At 75.0% G+C, this 16,722-nt stretch carries 14 protein-coding genes; 10 read left to right on the forward strand and 4 right to left on the reverse strand.

Going from position 1 to position 16,722, the window contains the following annotated elements:
• On the forward strand, window positions 1–835 hold an 835-nt coding region (locus tag NH602_RS16520; protein WP_253068274.1), incomplete at its 5' end, for an ABC transporter permease.
• A 1-nt stretch (window position 836) separates the two neighbouring features.
• On the opposite strand, the gene NH602_RS16525 is transcribed toward NH602_RS16520, so the two are convergent.
• Window positions 837–1,985: a fatty acid desaturase gene (locus NH602_RS16525; protein ID WP_073577223.1), complete on the reverse strand. Its 1,149-nt coding sequence runs from the start codon at window positions 1,983–1,985 to the stop codon at window positions 837–839.
• Between the two features lie 39 nt (window positions 1,986–2,024).
• The gene (locus NH602_RS16530; RefSeq protein WP_100878249.1) at window positions 2,025–3,149 is read right to left on the reverse strand and encodes a ferredoxin reductase; all 1,125 of its coding nucleotides are present in this window, start codon (window positions 3,147–3,149) and stop codon (window positions 2,025–2,027) included.
• Window positions 3,150–3,323: 174 nt separating this feature from the next.
• On the opposite strand from NH602_RS16530, the gene NH602_RS16535 reads away from it, so the two are divergent.
• The 7 genes from NH602_RS16535 (at window position 3,324) to NH602_RS16565 (ending at window position 11,071) form a co-directional block, all read left to right on the forward strand.
• Complete coding sequence (locus tag NH602_RS16535; protein ID WP_073577225.1) at window positions 3,324–4,109, forward strand: MerR family transcriptional regulator; 786 nt, start codon at window positions 3,324–3,326, stop codon at window positions 4,107–4,109.
• Window positions 4,110–4,130: 21 nt separating this feature from the next.
• The gene (locus tag NH602_RS16540) at window positions 4,131–5,894 is read left to right on the forward strand and encodes an FAD-dependent monooxygenase (RefSeq protein WP_073577226.1); all 1,764 of its coding nucleotides are present in this window, start codon (window positions 4,131–4,133) and stop codon (window positions 5,892–5,894) included.
• The gene (locus NH602_RS16545; RefSeq protein WP_179762268.1) at window positions 5,891–7,777 is read left to right on the forward strand and encodes a maleylacetate reductase and hydroxyquinol 1,2-dioxygenase domain-containing protein; all 1,887 of its coding nucleotides are present in this window, start codon (window positions 5,891–5,893) and stop codon (window positions 7,775–7,777) included. The genes NH602_RS16540 and NH602_RS16545 overlap by 4 nt, the downstream gene beginning before the upstream one ends.
• 62 nt (window positions 7,778–7,839) lie before the next feature.
• Window positions 7,840–8,097, forward strand: coding sequence for a hypothetical protein (locus NH602_RS16550; RefSeq protein ID WP_083658930.1), 258 nt, complete (start codon window positions 7,840–7,842; stop codon window positions 8,095–8,097).
• A 21-nt stretch (window positions 8,098–8,118) separates the two neighbouring features.
• Window positions 8,119–9,939 carry a glutamine--fructose-6-phosphate transaminase (isomerizing) gene (gene glmS, locus NH602_RS16555; protein WP_073577228.1) on the forward strand — a complete coding sequence of 607 codons (1,821 nt, stop codon included), beginning with the start codon at window positions 8,119–8,121 and terminating at the stop codon, window positions 9,937–9,939.
• A gap of 41 nt (window positions 9,940–9,980) precedes the next feature.
• A complete protein-coding gene (locus tag NH602_RS16560) occupies window positions 9,981–10,373 on the forward strand; it encodes an MOSC domain-containing protein (protein ID WP_202417693.1) in 393 nt (130 codons plus the stop codon).
• A gap of 113 nt (window positions 10,374–10,486) precedes the next feature.
• Window positions 10,487–11,071, forward strand: a complete 585-nt coding sequence (locus NH602_RS16565) for a L,D-transpeptidase (RefSeq protein ID WP_253068275.1) — start codon at window positions 10,487–10,489, stop codon at window positions 11,069–11,071.
• Here the strand turns inward: NH602_RS16565 and NH602_RS16570 are convergent.
• Together NH602_RS16570 and NH602_RS16575 are read right to left on the reverse strand one after the other, a co-directional pair.
• Window positions 11,064–12,491: a DHA2 family efflux MFS transporter permease subunit gene (locus tag NH602_RS16570; protein WP_179762267.1), complete on the reverse strand. Its 1,428-nt coding sequence runs from the start codon at window positions 12,489–12,491 to the stop codon at window positions 11,064–11,066. The genes NH602_RS16565 and NH602_RS16570 overlap by 8 nt on opposite strands.
• Entirely contained in the window at window positions 12,488–13,093 is a 606-nt protein-coding gene (locus tag NH602_RS16575; protein WP_073577231.1) for a TetR/AcrR family transcriptional regulator, read from the reverse strand. Before NH602_RS16575 ends, NH602_RS16570 begins: the two co-directional genes overlap by 4 nt.
• A gap of 166 nt (window positions 13,094–13,259) precedes the next feature.
• Between NH602_RS16575 and NH602_RS16580 the strand changes: the two genes are divergently transcribed.
• Together NH602_RS16580 and NH602_RS16585 are read left to right on the forward strand one after the other, a co-directional pair.
• Window positions 13,260–15,068: an NAD(P)/FAD-dependent oxidoreductase gene (locus NH602_RS16580; RefSeq protein WP_179762266.1), complete on the forward strand. Its 1,809-nt coding sequence runs from the start codon at window positions 13,260–13,262 to the stop codon at window positions 15,066–15,068.
• A gap of 35 nt (window positions 15,069–15,103) precedes the next feature.
• Window positions 15,104–16,651 carry a hypothetical protein gene (locus NH602_RS16585; RefSeq protein WP_253068276.1) on the forward strand — a complete coding sequence of 516 codons (1,548 nt, stop codon included), beginning with the start codon at window positions 15,104–15,106 and terminating at the stop codon, window positions 16,649–16,651.
• Window positions 16,652–16,722: the final 71 nt, after the last annotated feature.

A 16,722-nucleotide genomic window follows, 5' to 3' on the forward strand; every position in this document is an offset into this window, starting at 1 on the left:
GGGGGCCGCTCGCCGTGCGGTGCTCGGCCGGGCCGCCCGCACCGGCGACGTGCCCGTCCCCACCGCGGTGACGGCGGTGCGCCGGTCCCGCTGGGTCGTGCCCGGGGTCGCGGGCGGGGTGCTCGCGCTCGTCGTGCTCGCCGGGCTGCCGCGCGACCCGTTCACCTCCGCCCACCCGCGGCTGGCGTCGCCCTCGGCGGCCCTGCCGCTCGGCAGCGACGCCGTCGGGCGCGACCTGCTCGCCCGGGTCGCCCACGGGGCGCTGCTCACCACCGGGACCGCGCTGCTGGTCGTGCTGGTGGCGCTGGTCGTCGGCGTGCTGATCGGGCTGGCACCACGGATCGCGACCGGGTTCGCCGAGGTCGCGAACGCGGCGCCGCCGGTGCTCGCCGGACTGGTCGTCGCCGCGGTGCTCGGCCCGTCGGCCGTCGGGGCCGCGGTCGGCGTCGCACTGGTGAGCTGGGCGCCGCTGGCCGCGCACACGGCGTCGCTGGTGGCCGAGATCCGGGCGCAGCCGCACGTGCGGGTGCTGCCCGTGCTGGGGGTCGGGCCCGCCCGCGCACTCGAGGCGCACGTGCTGCCCGCCGCGGCCGGCCCGCTGGTGCGGCACGCGGTGCTGCGGCTGCCGGGCACCGCGCTCGCGCTGGCCTCGCTCGGGTTCCTCGGCCTCGGCCCGCAGCCGCCGAGCCCGGAGTGGGGACGGCTGCTGGCCGACGGCATGCCCTACGTCGAGCGCGCCCCCTGGGCCGTGCTGGCACCGGCCGGGATGCTCGTGCTCGTCGCGGTACTGGCGGTGTCGCTCGCGGCCGCCGGACGGCGGCCGCGAGCGCGCTGAGTCAGGCCGCCCGGGCCGCCGCCGGGCGGCGCCGCAGCCCGCGGCGCTCCCGGCGGTGCTCGGACTCGCGGATCCCGCGCGCGGGCAGCGACAGCCGCCAGATCGACCGCGTGGCCTGCCAGAACTGCCGCGGGAACGGGCCCGTGGTGTAGGGCAGGTCGTACTTCTCGCACAGCGCCCGGACCTTCACCGCGATCTCCGGGTACCGGTTCGACGGCAGGTCGGGGAACAGGTGGTGCTCGATCTGGTAGCCGAGGCTGCCGGACATGACGTGCATCAGGCGGTTGCCGGTGAAGTTGGCCGAGCCGAGCAGCTGACGCAGGTACCACTCGCCGCGCGTCTCCCCCTCCAGCTCCTCCTCGGTGAAGACCTCGGCGCCGTCGGGGAAGTGCCCGCAGAAGATGATCGCGTAGGACCAGATGTTGCGGACGACGTTCGCGGTGGCGTTCGCGGTCAGCGTCGAGACCGCGGCGGGGCCGGTGAGCAGCGGGAACAGCAGGAAGTCCTTGCGCATCTGCCGGGCGTGCTTGCGGCCGACGTCGAGCAGCTTGCGGCGGAACTCCTCGGGGTCCTCCAGCTGCATCTTCAGCAGGCCGTCGACGTCGAGGTCGTGCAGCGACACACCGTGCTCGAACAGCAGCATCAGCAGGACGTTCCAGAACGGCTGCCCCAGGTAGGCGGGGTGCCAGGGCTGGTCGGCGCGGACCCGGAGGATCTCGTAGCCGACGTCCTTGTCCTTGCCGATCACGTTCGTGTACGTGTGGTGCAGGTAGTTGTGCGAGTGCCGCCACTGCTCGGCGGGGCACACGTTGTCCCACTCCCACGTCGACGAGTGGATCTCCGGGTCGTTCATCCAGTCCCACTGGCCGTGCATGACGTTGTGCCCGATCTCCATGTTCTCCAGGATCTTCGCGACCGAGAGCATGGCGGTGCCGGCGAGCCAGAGCGGCGGGATCCGGCTGCCGAACAGCGTGACCCGCGCGGCGACGTTCAGCCGCCGCTGCCAGGTGATCATCGTGCGGATGTAGTCGGCGTCGTACTGGCCGCGACGCTCCTCGACGTCGGCGCGGATCGCGTCGAGCTCGTGCCCGATCGCCTCCACGTCGGCCTCGGTGAGGTGGGCGAACTCCTTGACGTCGGAGATGGCCACGACGTTCCTCCTGGGTGTGAGCGGTGTCGGGTCTCGGTGTCAGATCTCCAGGACGCAGTCACCGGCGGCGGCGGTGATGCAGGTCTGGATCCTCTCGGCGGGGGTGTCGGGGTCGCCGCGGCGTTCGGTGCCGTCGCGCAGGTCGCGCACCGAGCCCGACCGCAGGCCGACGGTGCAGGTGTGACAGATGCCCATCCGGCAGCCGTAGGGCAGGTCGAGGCCGGCCTGCTCCCCGGCGTCGAGCAGGGTGGTGGCACCGTCGATGTCGACGGTGGTGTCGCCGTCGCCCGAGGAGGTGGCGGCGGAGCCGCGGCGGACGAAGGTGACCGTGCCGCCCTCCGCCTCTCCCCCGCGCAACGACGCGGAGAAGCGCTCGACGTGCAGCGCCGCGCCGCGGCCCGCGGACTCCCACAGGTCCTCGGCCTCGTCGAGCATCGCCTCCGGGCCGCACGCCCAGGTGCTGCGCTCGCGCCAGTCCGGGCAGTACTCCGCCAGCCCGTCGGGGGTGAGCCGGCCGTGCTCACCGGTGAGGTGCAGCTGCACCCGCAGCGACGGGTGCCGCGCGGACAGGGCGTCGAGCTCGTCGGCGAAGATGACGTCGCCGTCGCGCGGGGCCGAGTGCACGAGCACCACGTCGGTGACGGTGTCGCGACGGTCCAGGGTCCGCAGCATCGCCATGATCGGGGTGATGCCGCTGCCCGCGGTGAGGAACAGCAGCCGCTCCGGTGGCGGGTCGGGCAGCACGAACTCGCCCTGCGGCAGCGCCAGGCGCACCACCGTTCCGGGCCCGACGCCGTCGACGAGATGGCGGGACAGGAAGCCCTCCGGCATCGCCTTCACGGTGATCGAGATGTGCCTGCGGTCGCGGCGCGGCTCGGAGGTCAGCGAGTAGGAGCGCCAGTGGAAACGGCCCTCCACCTCGACGCCGATCCCGACGTACTGGCCGGGGCGGTGGTCGAACGACCACCCCAGGCCGGGCCGGATGACCAGTGTCGCGGCGTCGGCCGTCTCGGGCACGACCTTCACCACCCGCCCGCGCAGCTCCCGCACCGACCACAGCGGGTTGAGCAGCAGCAGGTAGTCGTCGGGCAGTAGTGGCGTGGTGAAACGGGCGGCCGCCTTGCGTACGCGGCGCAGCCCCCTCGGCAGTACGGCGTCGGTCATGACCCACCTCGTCGTCGCGGTCGGGGACCATCGGACCCGATCTCGGTGGCGACGGCAAGTTGGGACGGCGACACCCCCGTCACCAGTGACGACGTCGTCGGCCTCCGACCTGCGGGAACGTTACATCGGTTTCTCCATCAACGATGTCGAGATCGACTGTCTAGGATCGTCCGGGTGGCGGACTTCCCGATCGAGGAGCTGGCCCGCCGGGCGGGGATGACCGTGCGGACGGTGCGGTCCTACATCACGCGCGGGTTGCTCCCGCCGGGCGAGCGGGCCGGCCGGGCCGCCCGCTACACCGACACCCACCTCGCCCGGCTGGACCTGGTCAACGGGCTGCGCCGGCGCGGCTTCTCCCTCGGGGCGATCGAGGTGCTCGTCACCCAGGACCCCGAACGGACCGCCGAGGAGGCGCTGCGGCTCTACCGCGGGATGCTCGCCCCGTGGCAGCCGGAGGAGCCCGTCGAGGTCGACGGGACGGAGCTGCCCACCCACCTCGGGCTCGACCCGGACGCGGTGTCGGCCGACGAGCTGGTCCGGCACCTGTGCGCGACGGGTGTCGTCGAGACCGCGGCGCACGGACGGCTGCGCATCCTGCGGCCCGACCTCGCCCGGGCCGCCGCGGAGGCCGTACGGCTGGGCATCCCGCCCGCCGCGCTGGTGGGGCTGCGCCGGCGCCTCGACGACCACACCGGCGCCGTCGCCGAGATGTTCGTCGAGCTGTTCGCCCGGCAGGTGTGGGACGACCACGTCGAGGCCGGGCTGCCCGCCGGCGACGCGCCCCGGATCCAGCAGACCGTCGAGCAGCTGCAGCCGGTCGCGACGCTGGCGCTGCTGTCGTCGTTCCGCTCGCGCATGCAGGACGCGATGGACGCCTTCATCACCCGGATCTCCGACGACATCTCCCCCGAGGCCGGACGCGCGATGGGGATCCGGACGACGGACCTGGACGATCGTTGACTCTTCAACGATGATGCGCCGGTGAGCACCGTGACGACGGACGTCCTCGTGATCGGCAGCGGGCCTGCGGGCTCCTCGGCCGCCCTGTTCCTCGCCGGTCTCGGCGTGGACCACCTCGTGATCACCAAGTACCGGTGGACCGCCGACACCCCGCGGGCGCACATCACCAACCAGCGCACCGTCGAGATCCTGCGCGACCAGGGGGTGGAGGCCGACGTCGTCGCCGAGGGGACGCCGTCGCACCTCATGGGCGAGACGGTGTTCTGCACCGCGCTCGCCGGCGACGAACTCGGCCGGGTCCGGACCTGGGGCACCCACCCCGCGCGGCGCGCCGACTACACCCTGGCCAGCCCGTCGTCGCACTGCGACCTGCCCCAGAACATCCTCGAGCCGATCCTGGTGGGCCGGGCCGCCGAGCGCGGCAGCCGGGTCCGCTTCGACACCGAGTACAGCCACCACGTCCAGGACGACGACGGCGTCACCGTCACCGCGCGCGACCGGCTCACCGGGGCGGAGCTGACGATCCGGGCCCGCTACGTGATCGGCGCCGACGGTGGGCGCAGCGCCGTCGCCCGGGACGCGGGCCTGCCCTTCGACGGCCGCGGCGAGCTCGCGGGCAGCATGAACATCGTCTTCGACGCCGACCTCACCGCGCTGGTCGAGCACCGGCCGAGTGTCCTGTACTGGGTGTTGCAGCCCGGTGCCGACGTCGGCGGCATCGGGATGGGCGTGCTGCGCATGGTGCGGCCGTGGACCCGCTGGATGGCGATCTGGGGCTACGACCTCGCCGGTCCCCCGCCGGAGCTCGACGACGCCGCGGCGACGGCGATCGTCCACGACCTGATCGGTGACGACTCCGTGCCGGTGACGATCCGTTCGACCTCGGTGTGGACGGTCAACGAGCAGTGGGCCACCCGCTACCGGTCGGGCCGGGTGTTCTGCGCCGGTGACGCCGTGCACCGCCACCCGCCGTCGAACGGGCTGGGCTCCAACACCTCGATCCAGGACTCCTACAACCTGTGCTGGAAGCTCGCGATGGTGCTGCGCGGCACCGCCGGGCCGGGGCTGCTGGACTCCTACGACGCCGAGCGCGCCCCCGTCGGCGAGCAGATCGTGCGTCGCGCCAACCGCTCGGTGGAGGAGTTCGGCCCGATCTTCACCGCGCTCGGGCTCACCCCGGGCGCCGATCCCGAGGCCATGCGCGCCTCGATGGCGGCCCGCGCCGACGACTCCCCCACCGGGGCCCGGCGGCGCGGCGAGCTGCGGGCGGCGCTGGAGGCCAAGGACTACGAGTTCAACGCGCACGGCGTCGAGATGGGCCAGGCCTACACCGGCCCCGGCGTCGTCGCCGACGGCACGCCCGAGCCGCCGCCCGAGCGCGACCCGGAGCTGTTCTACCGGCCGACCACCCGGCCCGGGCACCGGCTGCCGCACTGCTGGCTGGGCCGCGACGGGCACCGGGTCTCCACCCACGACATCACCGGCAAGGGCCGGTTCGCCCTGCTCACCGGCATCGCGGGCGGCGCCTGGGCCACGGCCGCGGAGACCGTCGCCGCCGAGCTCGGGATCGACCTGGCCGCGCACGTGGTCGGCCCCGGCCGCGAGCACACCGACCTCTACGACGACTGGGCCCGGCTGCGCGAGGTCGGCGAGGACGGCTGCGTCCTCGTCCGCCCGGACGCCCACGTCGCCTGGCGCAGCGACGCGCTCGTCGCCGACCCGGCGGCCGCGCTGCGCGAGGTGCTGGGGAACATCCTGGACCGGACCCCGGAGGTGACCGCATGACCGGCTTCGTCCACGACCCCTCCCCCGCGCGGGTGGTGTTCGGCCCCGGCACGATCGACGACCTCGCCGCGGAGGTGACGCGGCTCGGCCGGTCGCGGGTGTTCCTCGTCGGCGGCCGCCACCCCGCGGGCGCGGCGGACCGGGCGCGGGCCGCGCTCGGGTCGTTGCTCGCCGGGCGGTTCGACCGGGCCGCCGTGCACACCCCGGTGACGGTGACCGACGAGGCGCTGGCGGCGTTCACCGCGGCCGGGGCGGACTGCGTCGTCGCGATCGGGGGCGGCTCGCAGATCGGGCTGTCCAAGGCGCTCGCGGTGCGGACCGGTGCGGACCAGGTCGTCGTCCCCACGACGTACTCGGGCTCGGAGTGCACCGCGGTGCTCGGCGAGCTGGGGGTGGACACGCCGGGGGTGAAGACCACCCGGACCGACCCGGCGATCCGGCCGGAGACCGTCGTCTACGACACGACGCTCGTCGCCGACCTGCCGTCGCAGGTGGGGGTGCCGAGCGCGGTGAACGCGCTGGCACACGCCGTCGAGGCGCTGTGGAGCACCGACCGCGACCCGCTGACCGAGGCCGCCGCGCTGGAGTCGGTGCGGCTGCTCACCGCGGGGCTGCGCGACGGCGAACCCGACGCGCTGCTCCGCGGGGCGTGGCTGGCCGGGACCTGCCTGGACCGGGCGGGGATGGCGCTGCAGCACAAGCTCGCCCACACCGTCGGCGGCTCCCTGGACCTGCCGCACGCCCCGACCCACGCGGTACTGCTGCCGCACGTGATCGCCCACAACGCCGCGGCCGCACCGCGGATCGCCGAGGCGCTCGGACCGGACCCGGCCGGGACGGTGTTCGACCTGCTCGTCGCCGCGGGCGGGCCGACGTCACTGGCCGGGCTGGGCGTCGACGAGGCCGACCTGGACCGGCTCGCCGAGCAGGCCGTCGCCCGGCCGTACCCGAACCCGGTGCCGGTCACCCGCGACGGTGTGCGCGCCCTGCTCGGGCGGGCCTGGGCCGGGGAGCGGCCGGGCGACCCGGTGCGCGCCACCCTGGACACGCTGACCGCGCAGGTCACCGCGTCGTTCGGCGGGTCCGACGAGCGGCTCCGCACCCTGCTGGCCGCGCTCGCGGCCACCCTGCACGGCTACGCGCGCGAGCACGACCTGACCCAGGACGAGTGGCAGGCCGCGATCGACTTCCTCACCCGGACCGGGCACCTCACCGACGAGCGGCGCCAGGAGTTCGTGCTGCTCTCGGACACCCTCGGGCTGTCCAGTGTGGTGGACGTGCTGACCAACTCCCGCACCCCGGACACCACGTCCTCGGCCGTGCTCGGGCCGTTCTACACCGACGGCCCGCCGGAGCTGGACCAGGGGACCGACGTCTCCGCGGGGAAGAAGGGCACCCCGCTGTGGGTGGACGTGGTCGTCACCGACACCGGTGACGAGCCGGTCGCCGGGGCGGTCGTCGACATCTGGCAGTCCGACGAGGACGGCTTCTACGACCTGCAGCTGCCCGAGACCGAGGGCCCCGTCCTGCGCGGCCGGTTCCGTACCGACGACGCCGGCCGGCTGCGGTTCCGCTCGATCCTGCCCGCCGCCTACCCGATCCCGGCCGACGGACCGGTCGGGGAGATGCTGCACGCCACCGGACGGCACCCCTTCCGGGCGCCGCACCTGCACTTCCTCATCCAGGCGCCGGGGCACCGGCAGCTGATCACGCAGCTGTTCGTCGCCGGTGGGGAGCACCTCGACTCGGACACGGTGTTCGGTGTGAAGGAGGACCTGGTCGTGGACTTCGCCCCGCGCAGCGGCCCGATGCCCGACGGCGTCGAGCCCGACGGGGAGTGGCGGCTGCTGGAGTTCACCTTCCGGATCGCCCGCGACCGCTGATTCCTGCCCGATTCCGGGCAGATTCCTGGTCTTTCGCCCCGCGGCGGATCAGGATCGGCGGCGTGGATCCGGATCTCGTGCGGCACGTGGCCGCCACCACCGGGCTCGCCGAGCCGGTGGCGGCCCGCGTGGTCGCCGACGTCGTCGCCTACTTCGGCGAGACCACCGAGGAGTTCGTCCGCCGCCGGCACCGCGAGCTGCAGGCCCGCGACCGGCGCAACGACGAGATCTGGCCGCGGATCGCGGCCGAGCTCGCCGCGCGGGTGGTCGGCCCCGGTGACGTCTCCCAGCGGCGGCTGCGCCGGATCGTCTACGGCTGAGCGGACGACGGGGGAACGTGCATGTGCGGGATCGTGGGTTATGTGGGGCCGCGGGAGGCGGCGGGCGTGCTGCTCGACGGGCTGTCCCGGCTGGAGTACCGGGGCTACGACTCGGCGGGCCTGGCCGTGGCGCACCGCCGGAAGGTGACGGTGCGGCGCACCGCCGGGCGGGTGGAGGACCTGCGCACGCTGCTGGGTGACGCCCCTCCACCGGGCCGGTCGGGCGTCGCACACACCCGGTGGGCCACCCACGGCGAGCCGAGCGAGGCCAACGCGCACCCGCACACCGACGCGTCCGGACGGGTCGCGATCGTGCACAACGGCATCGTCGAGAACGCCGAGGCGCTGCGTGCCGCGCTCACCGCCCGCGGGGTCGTGCTGCGCAGCGACACCGACTCCGAGGCGCTCGCGCACCTGGTCGCCGAGGCCCTCGACGGCGGGGCCGCGACCCTCGCCGACGCGGTCCGCACGGCGCTCGCCGGCGTCGAGGGCACCTACGGCCTCGCGGTGCTCGACGCCCGCACCCCCGACGAGATCGTCGTCGCGCGCAACGGCAGCCCGATCGTGCTCGGCATCGGCGACGGCGAGATGGTCGTCGCCTCGGACCTGGCCGCGGTGGTGCGGCACACCCAGAAGGTCGTCTTCCTCGACGACGGCGAGATCGTCACCGTGCGCGCCGACGGCGTCGAGGGCTCCACCCGGATCAGCCCGACCACCGTCGACACCGGCTCCGAGGACTACGCGCTCGGCGGGCACCCCGACTTCCTGGCCAAGGAGATCGCCGAGCAGCCCGACGCGCTGCGTCGCGCTCTGGCCGGGCGGCTCGACACCCGGTTCGCCACCGCCCGCCTGGGCGGGCTCGGGATGGACCCGCGCGAGCTGCGCGGGGTGCGCCGGGTGCTGTTCCTGGGCTGCGGGTCGGCGTACTACGCGGGGGAGATCGGCGCCGGGCTGGTCGAGCAGCTGGCCCGGATCCCGGCGGCGGCCGAACCGGCCGGCGAGTTCCGCCACCGCAACCCGGTCGTCGACCCGGACTGCCTCTACGTCGCGGTCAGCCAGTCCGGCGAGACCGCCGACACCCTCGCCGCGGTGCAGGAGCTGCGCCGCAAGGGCGGCCGGGTGATCGGCGCGGTGAACGTGATCGGCTCGGCGATCTCCCGCGAGTGCGGCGCGGGAGTGTTCCTGCACTCCGGGCCGGAGGTGTCGGTCGCCTCGACCAAGGCCGTCACCACGATGAGCGTGTCGTTCGCGATGCTCGCGGTGCTGCTGGGCCGGGTGCGCGACCTCTCGGTGGCCGACGGCAGGCGGCTCCTCGACGGCCTGGCGGCGCTGCCCCGCCACGTCGAGGCCGTGCTCGCCGAGGACGCCGCCCACGGCACGGTCGCCGCGGTCGCGCAGCGCTGGGCGCACGCGTCGTCGATGTTCTTCGTCGGGCGCACCCGGTGCAGCCCGGTCGCGCGGGAGGGCGCGCAGAAGCTCAAGGAGATCTCCTACTGCCACGCCGAGGCCTACCCCGCCTCCGAGCTCAAGCACGGCCCGCTGGCACTGGTCACCCCGGACATGCCCAGCGTCGTCGTGGTGCCCGACGACGAGCTGCTCGCGAAGAACGTCGGCACGATCGAGCAGATCCGGGCCCGGGGCGGGCCGGTGATCGCGGTGACCGACGCCGAGCTGCCCGCCGGGCTCGCCGACGCCGTGCTGCGGGTGCCGCGCACCGAGCCGGAGCTGGCGCCGATCCTGCTCGGGATCCCCCTGCAGCTGCTGGCCCGGCACGCCGCCGTCGCGCTCGGACGCGACGTGGACCGGCCGCGGAACCTCGCGAAGTCGGTGACGGTGGAGTGAGGGTCCTCGGGCTGCACGTGGCCGCGGAGCGGGGTGCGCCGATGCACGACGTCGAGCGGGTCGAGGTGGTCGCGGGCAGCGGTGTCGTCGGCGACCGGTACTTCGGCACCCGGCACCGGCACGTCTCGGTGCAGAGCCGCGACGAGCTCGACGCCGCCGCCGACGCGCTCGGCGCCCCGGTGCCCTCGGGCGGCACCCGGCGCACCGTCACCGTCGACCACGGCACCGTCCCGACGACGCCCGGCACCCTGCTGCGGCTCGGCGACGTCGAGCTGGAGGTGGTGCGGAGGGCCGCACCGTGCCGGGTCATGGAGACCGCCGTCGGGCCGGGGGCGCGCCGCGCGCTGCACGACCGCGGCGGCGCGGTCTGCCGGGTGCTGACCTCCGGCGCGATCGCCGTCGGCGACCCGGTGCACATGCCCGCCGGGACGTGACCCGTCCGGTCACCGACGGTCACCCATCGGTGACGCAGAATGCCTGCCGACCGTCACGGGATCCCCGTCCGTGCGTTGGAGAGGTGACGGACTTCGACGAGCGGGGAGCGCCGGTGACGGATCCGATCAGCCGGCGGGCGGCGGGCATGGTGGCGGGACTGGTCGTCCTGGCCGGGGTCGCGGGCGCCGGGGTCGCCGGCGCGACCGCCGCCTCGGAGACCTCCTCGGGTGCCACCGAGGGTGAGAACAGCCAGGTCGCGCGGCAGGCGCACGCCGAGGCGCAGGTGCCGGGCACGCCGTGCTCGGTGTCGGCGCGGGCGTGTGTCGACCTGGATTCACAGCGTGCCTGGCTGGTCACCGACGGCGCCGTGTCCTACGGCCCGGTCCCGGTCGCCTCCGGCGGGGCGGGCCAGGAGACGCCGGTCGGGCACTCGTTCCGGGTGTACCGCAAGGCCGCCGACCACCGCAGCAGCGAGTTCGAGACACCCGACGGGGAGCCCGCCCCGATGCCGTGGTCGGTGTTCTTCGCCGACGGCGGGGTCGCGTTCCACGGCGGCGACCGGGACCGGGCGTCGGCAGGGTGTGTGAAACTCGACCCGGAGCCGGCGGAGGAGTTCTTCGCCGGGCTCCGGGTCGGGGACAAGGTGCAGGTGCTCAGCGCCGCCACCGAGCGCGAGCACCGCGCCGCCCTTAGCTGACCGGGGCCTCCGCCACGGTGCGGCGGCGGACGAGCAGCGACAGCAGGACGGCCAGCACCCCGACCCCGCCGGCGACGGCGAACGCGGCGTGCAGCCCGTCGGCGTCCGGGGAGGCCCCGGCGGCGCTCGCCGAGCCCAGCGCGGCGACGGTGACGAACAGCGCCGTCCCCAGCGCGCCCGCGACCTGCTGCAGCGTGGACAGGATCGCGCTGCCGTGGGAGTACAGCTCGTCGGGCAACGAGCCGAGCGCCTCGGTCATCAGCGGCGTCATCATCAGCGCGAGCCCGCCCATCAGGACCAGGTGGAAGCCGACGACCACGCCGAGCGGGGTGCCCGGGCCGAGGGTGGAGAACAGCAGCAGACCGGTCGCCATCAGCACCGCGCCGGGGATCACCAGCGGGCGGGCGCCGACGCGGTCGAACAGCGCGCCGACCGGGCGGCCGAGCAGTCCGAGCAGCAGCCCACCGGGCAGCACCACGAGCCCGGAGACCAGCGTGCTCGTCCCGAGCACGGTCTGCAGGTAGAGCGGCAGCAGCACCGCGGCGACGCCGATCAGCGACAGCAGCACCAGCGCGGTGAGCACCAGCGCCACGACGAACTGTCGGCGCCGGAACGGGCGCAGGTCCAGCAACGCGCGGTCGGAGCGCATCAGCCGCAGCTGGCGCAGCACGAACACCGCCAGCGCGACCAGCCCGACGACGACCGACACCCACGGCGGGAGCCCCCCGCCGCCGTGGCCGCCCAGCGAGGACAACCCGTAGACCAGGCCGCCGAACCCGACGGCGGACAGCAGCACCGACACCACGTCGAGCGGGACCGGGCGGCCGCCGCCGTCGATGCGCAGCCACCGGGCGCCGGCCGCCATGGCGAGCGCGGCCAGCGGCAGGACCAGCCAGAACATCCAGCGCCAGCCCAGACCGGACAGGATCGCGCCGCCGATCGTCGGGCCGACCGCGGGCGCGACCGCGATGACGATCGTGATCGTGCCCATCGTCGCGCCACGCCGCTCGGCCGGCACCAAGCGCAGGATCGTGGTCATCAGCAGCGGGATCATCATCGCCGTGCCGCCGGCCTGCACGATGCGGCCGATGAGCAGCACCGCGAACCCGGGCGCGAACCCGGCGATCGCGGTCCCCGCGGTGAACAACCCGAGCGAGGTGAGGAAGACCTGCCGCGGGGTGAAGCGGTCGAGCAGGTAGCCGGTGGTGGGGATGACCACGGCCATCGTCAGCAGGAAGCCGCTGGTCAGCCACTGGGTGGTGGTGGCGGGAACACCGAGGTCGACGCTCAGGTCACGCAGCGCGACGCTCAGCACGGTCTCGTTGAGGATCATCACGAACGCGGCGCCGACGAGGACGGCGATCAACGCTCCGGTCCGGTCGGCCGCTACCGGTTCGGTACGGGACGGGGTGGTGGTCACGCGGGATCTCCTGCCCGGGGAAGGGTCGTGGTGGCCGCGCGCAGGGCGCGGCCGAGTCGGTCGACGGGGTCGGTGCACCGGACGCCCGCGGCGAGCTCGACGGCGAGGTCCTCGCCGCTGATCCGCAGGGCGGCGGCGACGGCGGCGGCGTGCACCCGGACGTCCAGGTCGCCGGGCTCGCGGCCGGCGCGGGCCGCGATCACCTCGGCGAGCACCGGCTCGGCCCGCTCGTGCACCGCCAGCCACACCGCCCGCAGACCGGGCTCGGTGCGCGACAGCGCGATGACGGCCATCGCGGCGTCGGCGTCGGCGGCGTCGACCGGGTCCTGGGGCGGGCGGTACTCGGCGAGCAGGTGCTCGTCGAGGCCCACCCCCGCCGGCCAGCGCCGCAACGTCGCAACGACGGCGTCGATGCTGCGTGCGAGGAGCGGCTCCACGCAGCTCTCCTTGGTTCGGAACCAGCGCCACAATGTCCGGCCGGACAGCCCGACCTCCTCCGCGATCCGCTCGCCGCTGGTGGCGTGCACGCCGTGCTCCCGGAACAGCGCCACAGCCGCACGGGAGATCTCGAGGCGCTGCAGCTCGCGCCGGCGGTCGCTCATCGGCGCACGCCCGCGTCTGGTGTCGTCGAGTGTCTTCATGTCACTTCCTGACAGTAATGAGATCGGCCGGTACCGACCACGAGACACTCGTCTCACAGTGCCTATTTGGCAGTTCGTGCCACGCTTGTCGAGCACGTGATCATGCAACGTCGAGGGAGCCACGAGCGTGACGACGACCGGGACCACCGACCCCACCGCGGCCGACCTGGACCGGCTGCGGGAGCGCTACCGCGCCGAGCGCGACCGCAGGCTGCGCCCCGACGGCACCGCCCAGTACCGGGCGTCGACCGGGGAGTTCGGCTTCCACGCCGACGACCCGTGGTCCGAGCCCGCCGATCGCGACCCGGTCCGCGACGAGGTGGACGTGCTGGTCGTCGGCGGCGGCTTCGGCGGGCTGGTCGCCGCGGCCCGGCTGCGGCAGGCCGGCCACGAGCGGATCCGGATCGTCGACGTCGCCGGGGACCTCGGCGGGACCTGGTACTGGAACCGCTACCCCGGCATCGCCTGCGACATCGAGAGTTCGATCTACCTGCCGCTGCTGGAGGAGCTGGGCGGGATGCCCAGCCGTCGCTACCCGCCGGGCGAGGAGATCCGAAAGCACGCCCGCGCCATCGGCGAGCGCTTCGGTCTCTACCGCGACGCCCTGTTCCACACCGAGGTCACCACCCTGGTCTGGGACGACGACGCACGGGCCTGGCAGGCCGGCACCGACCGCGGCGACGCGGTCACCGCCCGGTTCGTCGTGATCTCCTCCGGGCCGTTCAACCGGCCCAAGCTGCCCGGCATCCCCGGCATCGCCGACTTCGCCGGGCACACCTTCCACACCAGCCGGTGGGACTACGGCTGGACCGGCGGCGACGAGCGGGGCGGCCCGCTCGACCGGATCGGCGACCGCACCCTCGCGGTGGTCGGCACCGGGGCGACGGCGATCCAGTGCGTCCCGCACCTGGCCGGGGCCGCGCGGCACCTCTACGTCGTGCAGCGGACGCCGTCGTCGGTCGACACCCGCGACGACGCCCCCTACGACGAGGCCTGGTGGCGGGCACTGACCCCGGGCTGGCAGCGCCGCCGCCGCGAGGACTTCCTGCACCTGATGGACATGCGACCGGCACCGCACGGCTCGTCCGGCCCCGACGGCGTCGCGGACAGGTGGACCGACACCGCCCCGATCCGGGGCGCGCAGCGGCTGGCCCGGACCCGGGGCACCGAGGATCCGGCCGAGGCGCTGGAGATCGCCGACGCCGAGAAGATGGACGAGATCCGGGCCCGGGTCGACGAGATCGTCGCCGACCCGGCGACGGCCGCGGCGCTCAAGCCCTGGTACCGCCAGATGTGCAAGCGGCCCACCTTCAGCGACACCTACCTGCAGACCTTCAACCGGCCGAACGTGACCCTGCTCGACACGGCCGGGCAGGGCGTCGAGCGGATCACCCGCGACGGCCTGGTGGTCGACGGCGTCGAGTACCCGGTGGACGCGATCGTGTTCGCCACCGGGTTCGAGCTCGGCGCGGACCCCGCCACCCGGGCCGGGGCCGACATCCGCGGCCGCGACGGCGTCACCCTCGCCGAGCACTGGGCGGACGGGCTGTCCACCCTGCACGGCTGGGTCAGCCGCGGCTTCCCCAACCTGTTCCACGTGGGCGCCGGGCAGAACTCGGCGTCGGTGAACTTCGCGCACGTGCTCGACGAGCAGGCCGGGCACATCGCGGCAGTCTGCGCCGAGGCCGCGCGGCGCGGGGTGCGGGTCGTGGAGCCGACGGCTGCGGCGGAGGCGGCCTGGGTCGCGACGATCCGCGAGCGGGCCCGTGACCAGCACGCCTTCCTCGCCGGGTGCACGCCCGGCTACTACAACTTCGAGGGCCGCCCGCGGACGCGCAGCGAGCAGTTCGGCGGCGGCCCCGTCGAGTTCCACGAGATCCTGCGCGACTGGCGCGCCGGTGGGATGGACGACGTGCTCTCCGGCGGGGACGCGTGAGCGTGCGCCCGGTCGCGGGGCCGGACCGGGGCCCCGTGCGGACCGCACCCGGGCTGCGCGCCGAGCCGCTCTGCCCGCCGAACCCGCTGTGGGCGTCCAACGGGATCGTGGCCGGTCCGGACGGCCGGCTGTGGATCGCGCAGTTCCTCGGCGGCACCCTGTCCGCGTTCGACCCGGCGACCGGCGGGCTCGAGACGGTGCTCGGGCCGGACGGGCCGCTCACCGCACCTGACGACCTCGTGTTCGGCGCCGACGGCGAGCTGTTCGTGGTCGACCTGCCCGCCGGGCTGGTGTGGCGCCGGGCGTCCGACGGGGCGACGGCCGTCGTCGCCGACGGGATCACCGCCCCGGACGGGATCGCCTGGCACCGCGGGCGGCTGTTCGTCAACGAGCTGTGCCCGGACGGCCGGCTGCTGGAGATCGACCCGACCGGCGGGCCGCCGCGGGTGCTCGCGACCGGGCTCGCGCTCGGCAACGCGATGGAGGTCGGCCCGGACGGGCTCCTGTACTACCCGCACCTGCTCTCCGGCGAGGTGTGGCGGGTCGACCCCGACGGCGGCACCCCCGAACGGCTGCTCACCGGGCTGGACCGGCCGGTGGCCGTGCGCTTCGACCCCGTGGGACGGCTGCGCATCCTGTCCAACGGCGACCGCGGGGCCCTGTGGACCACCGACGGCGGGCGGGTCACCGCCACCCTCGACACCGGCGTCGGCGGCGCGGACAACGTCGTGTTCACCGCCGACGGCGCGGCCTGGGTGACCGGCGCCTTCCACGGCGGGCTGGTCCGGGCCGGCGTCGACGGCACGGTGACCACGGCGCTGCCGGCGGGCCTGTGCGGCCCCTGGGGCGTGGCCGCCGACGGTGCGGGCGCACTCGTCGCCGACCACTTCTCCCTGGCCCGGGTGGCCGACGGAGCCGTCACCGTGCTCGGCGACGTCGTCACCGAGGTCCGCGGCGGGGTCCGCGGACTCGCCCGGCACCGCGGTGACACGGTCGTGACCACCGGGACCGGGGTGTGGCGCGGGCATCCCGGCTCCTGGACCCCGCTGGCCGACGGGCTGGCCGGGGCGACCGGCGTCGCCTCCTGCCGGGACGGGCTGCTGGTCGCCGAGACCGGCGCCGGGCGGGTCCTGCACCTCGCCGACGACGGCACCGCCACCGTGCTCGCCACGGGTCTCGACGGGCCGGTGGACGTGGCCGTCGACGGCACCGGGGCCGCCTACGCCACGCTGACCGGCGGCGGGCAGGTCGTGCGGCTCACGCGCGGCCCCGACGGCGTCGGCGCCTCATCCGTCCTCGCCGCGGGCCTGCACCGGCCGGAGGGGATCGCCGTGGCCGGGGACGCGCTGTGGTGCGCCGAGGCCGCCGCGGGACGGCTGCTGCGCATCGACCCGGCAGGCCGGACGGTCACCGTCGCGGCGTCGGGGCTGCCCTTCGACGTGCGCCCACCGCACGTGCCCGCGGACTGCCGCAGCGGTGCGGCAACCCGGCCCGCCCCGTTCGCCGGGGTCGCCGCGGCCGACGACGGCTCCGTGCTCGTCGCGGTCAACGGCGCGGGCTACGTGCTGCGGGTCGGACCCTGACCGGCCGCGCGTTCGCCGTCGACGCCGTGGGTCGCGGCGTCGACCGCCGCCGACAGCCGCTCGCGCAGCTG

The organism is Pseudonocardia sp. McavD-2-B (genome assembly GCF_024124365.1).
GTDB classification, from domain to species: domain Bacteria; phylum Actinomycetota; class Actinomycetes; order Mycobacteriales; family Pseudonocardiaceae; genus Pseudonocardia; species Pseudonocardia alni.

Coding starts and splice junctions, on each gene's coding strand:
- NH602_RS16530 (WP_100878249.1), bottom strand. CDS start 3,149: ATGACCGACGCCGTACTGCCGAGGGGGCTGCGCCGCGTACGCAAGGCG.
- glmS (WP_073577228.1), top strand. CDS start 8,119: ATGTGCGGGATCGTGGGTTATGTGGGGCCGCGGGAGGCGGCGGGCGTG.
- NH602_RS16575 (WP_073577231.1), bottom strand. CDS start 13,093: ATGAGCGACCGCCGGCGCGAGCTGCAGCGCCTCGAGATCTCCCGTGCG.
- NH602_RS16545 (WP_179762268.1), top strand. CDS start 5,891: ATGACCGGCTTCGTCCACGACCCCTCCCCCGCGCGGGTGGTGTTCGGC.
- NH602_RS16560 (WP_202417693.1), top strand. CDS start 9,981: ATGCACGACGTCGAGCGGGTCGAGGTGGTCGCGGGCAGCGGTGTCGTC.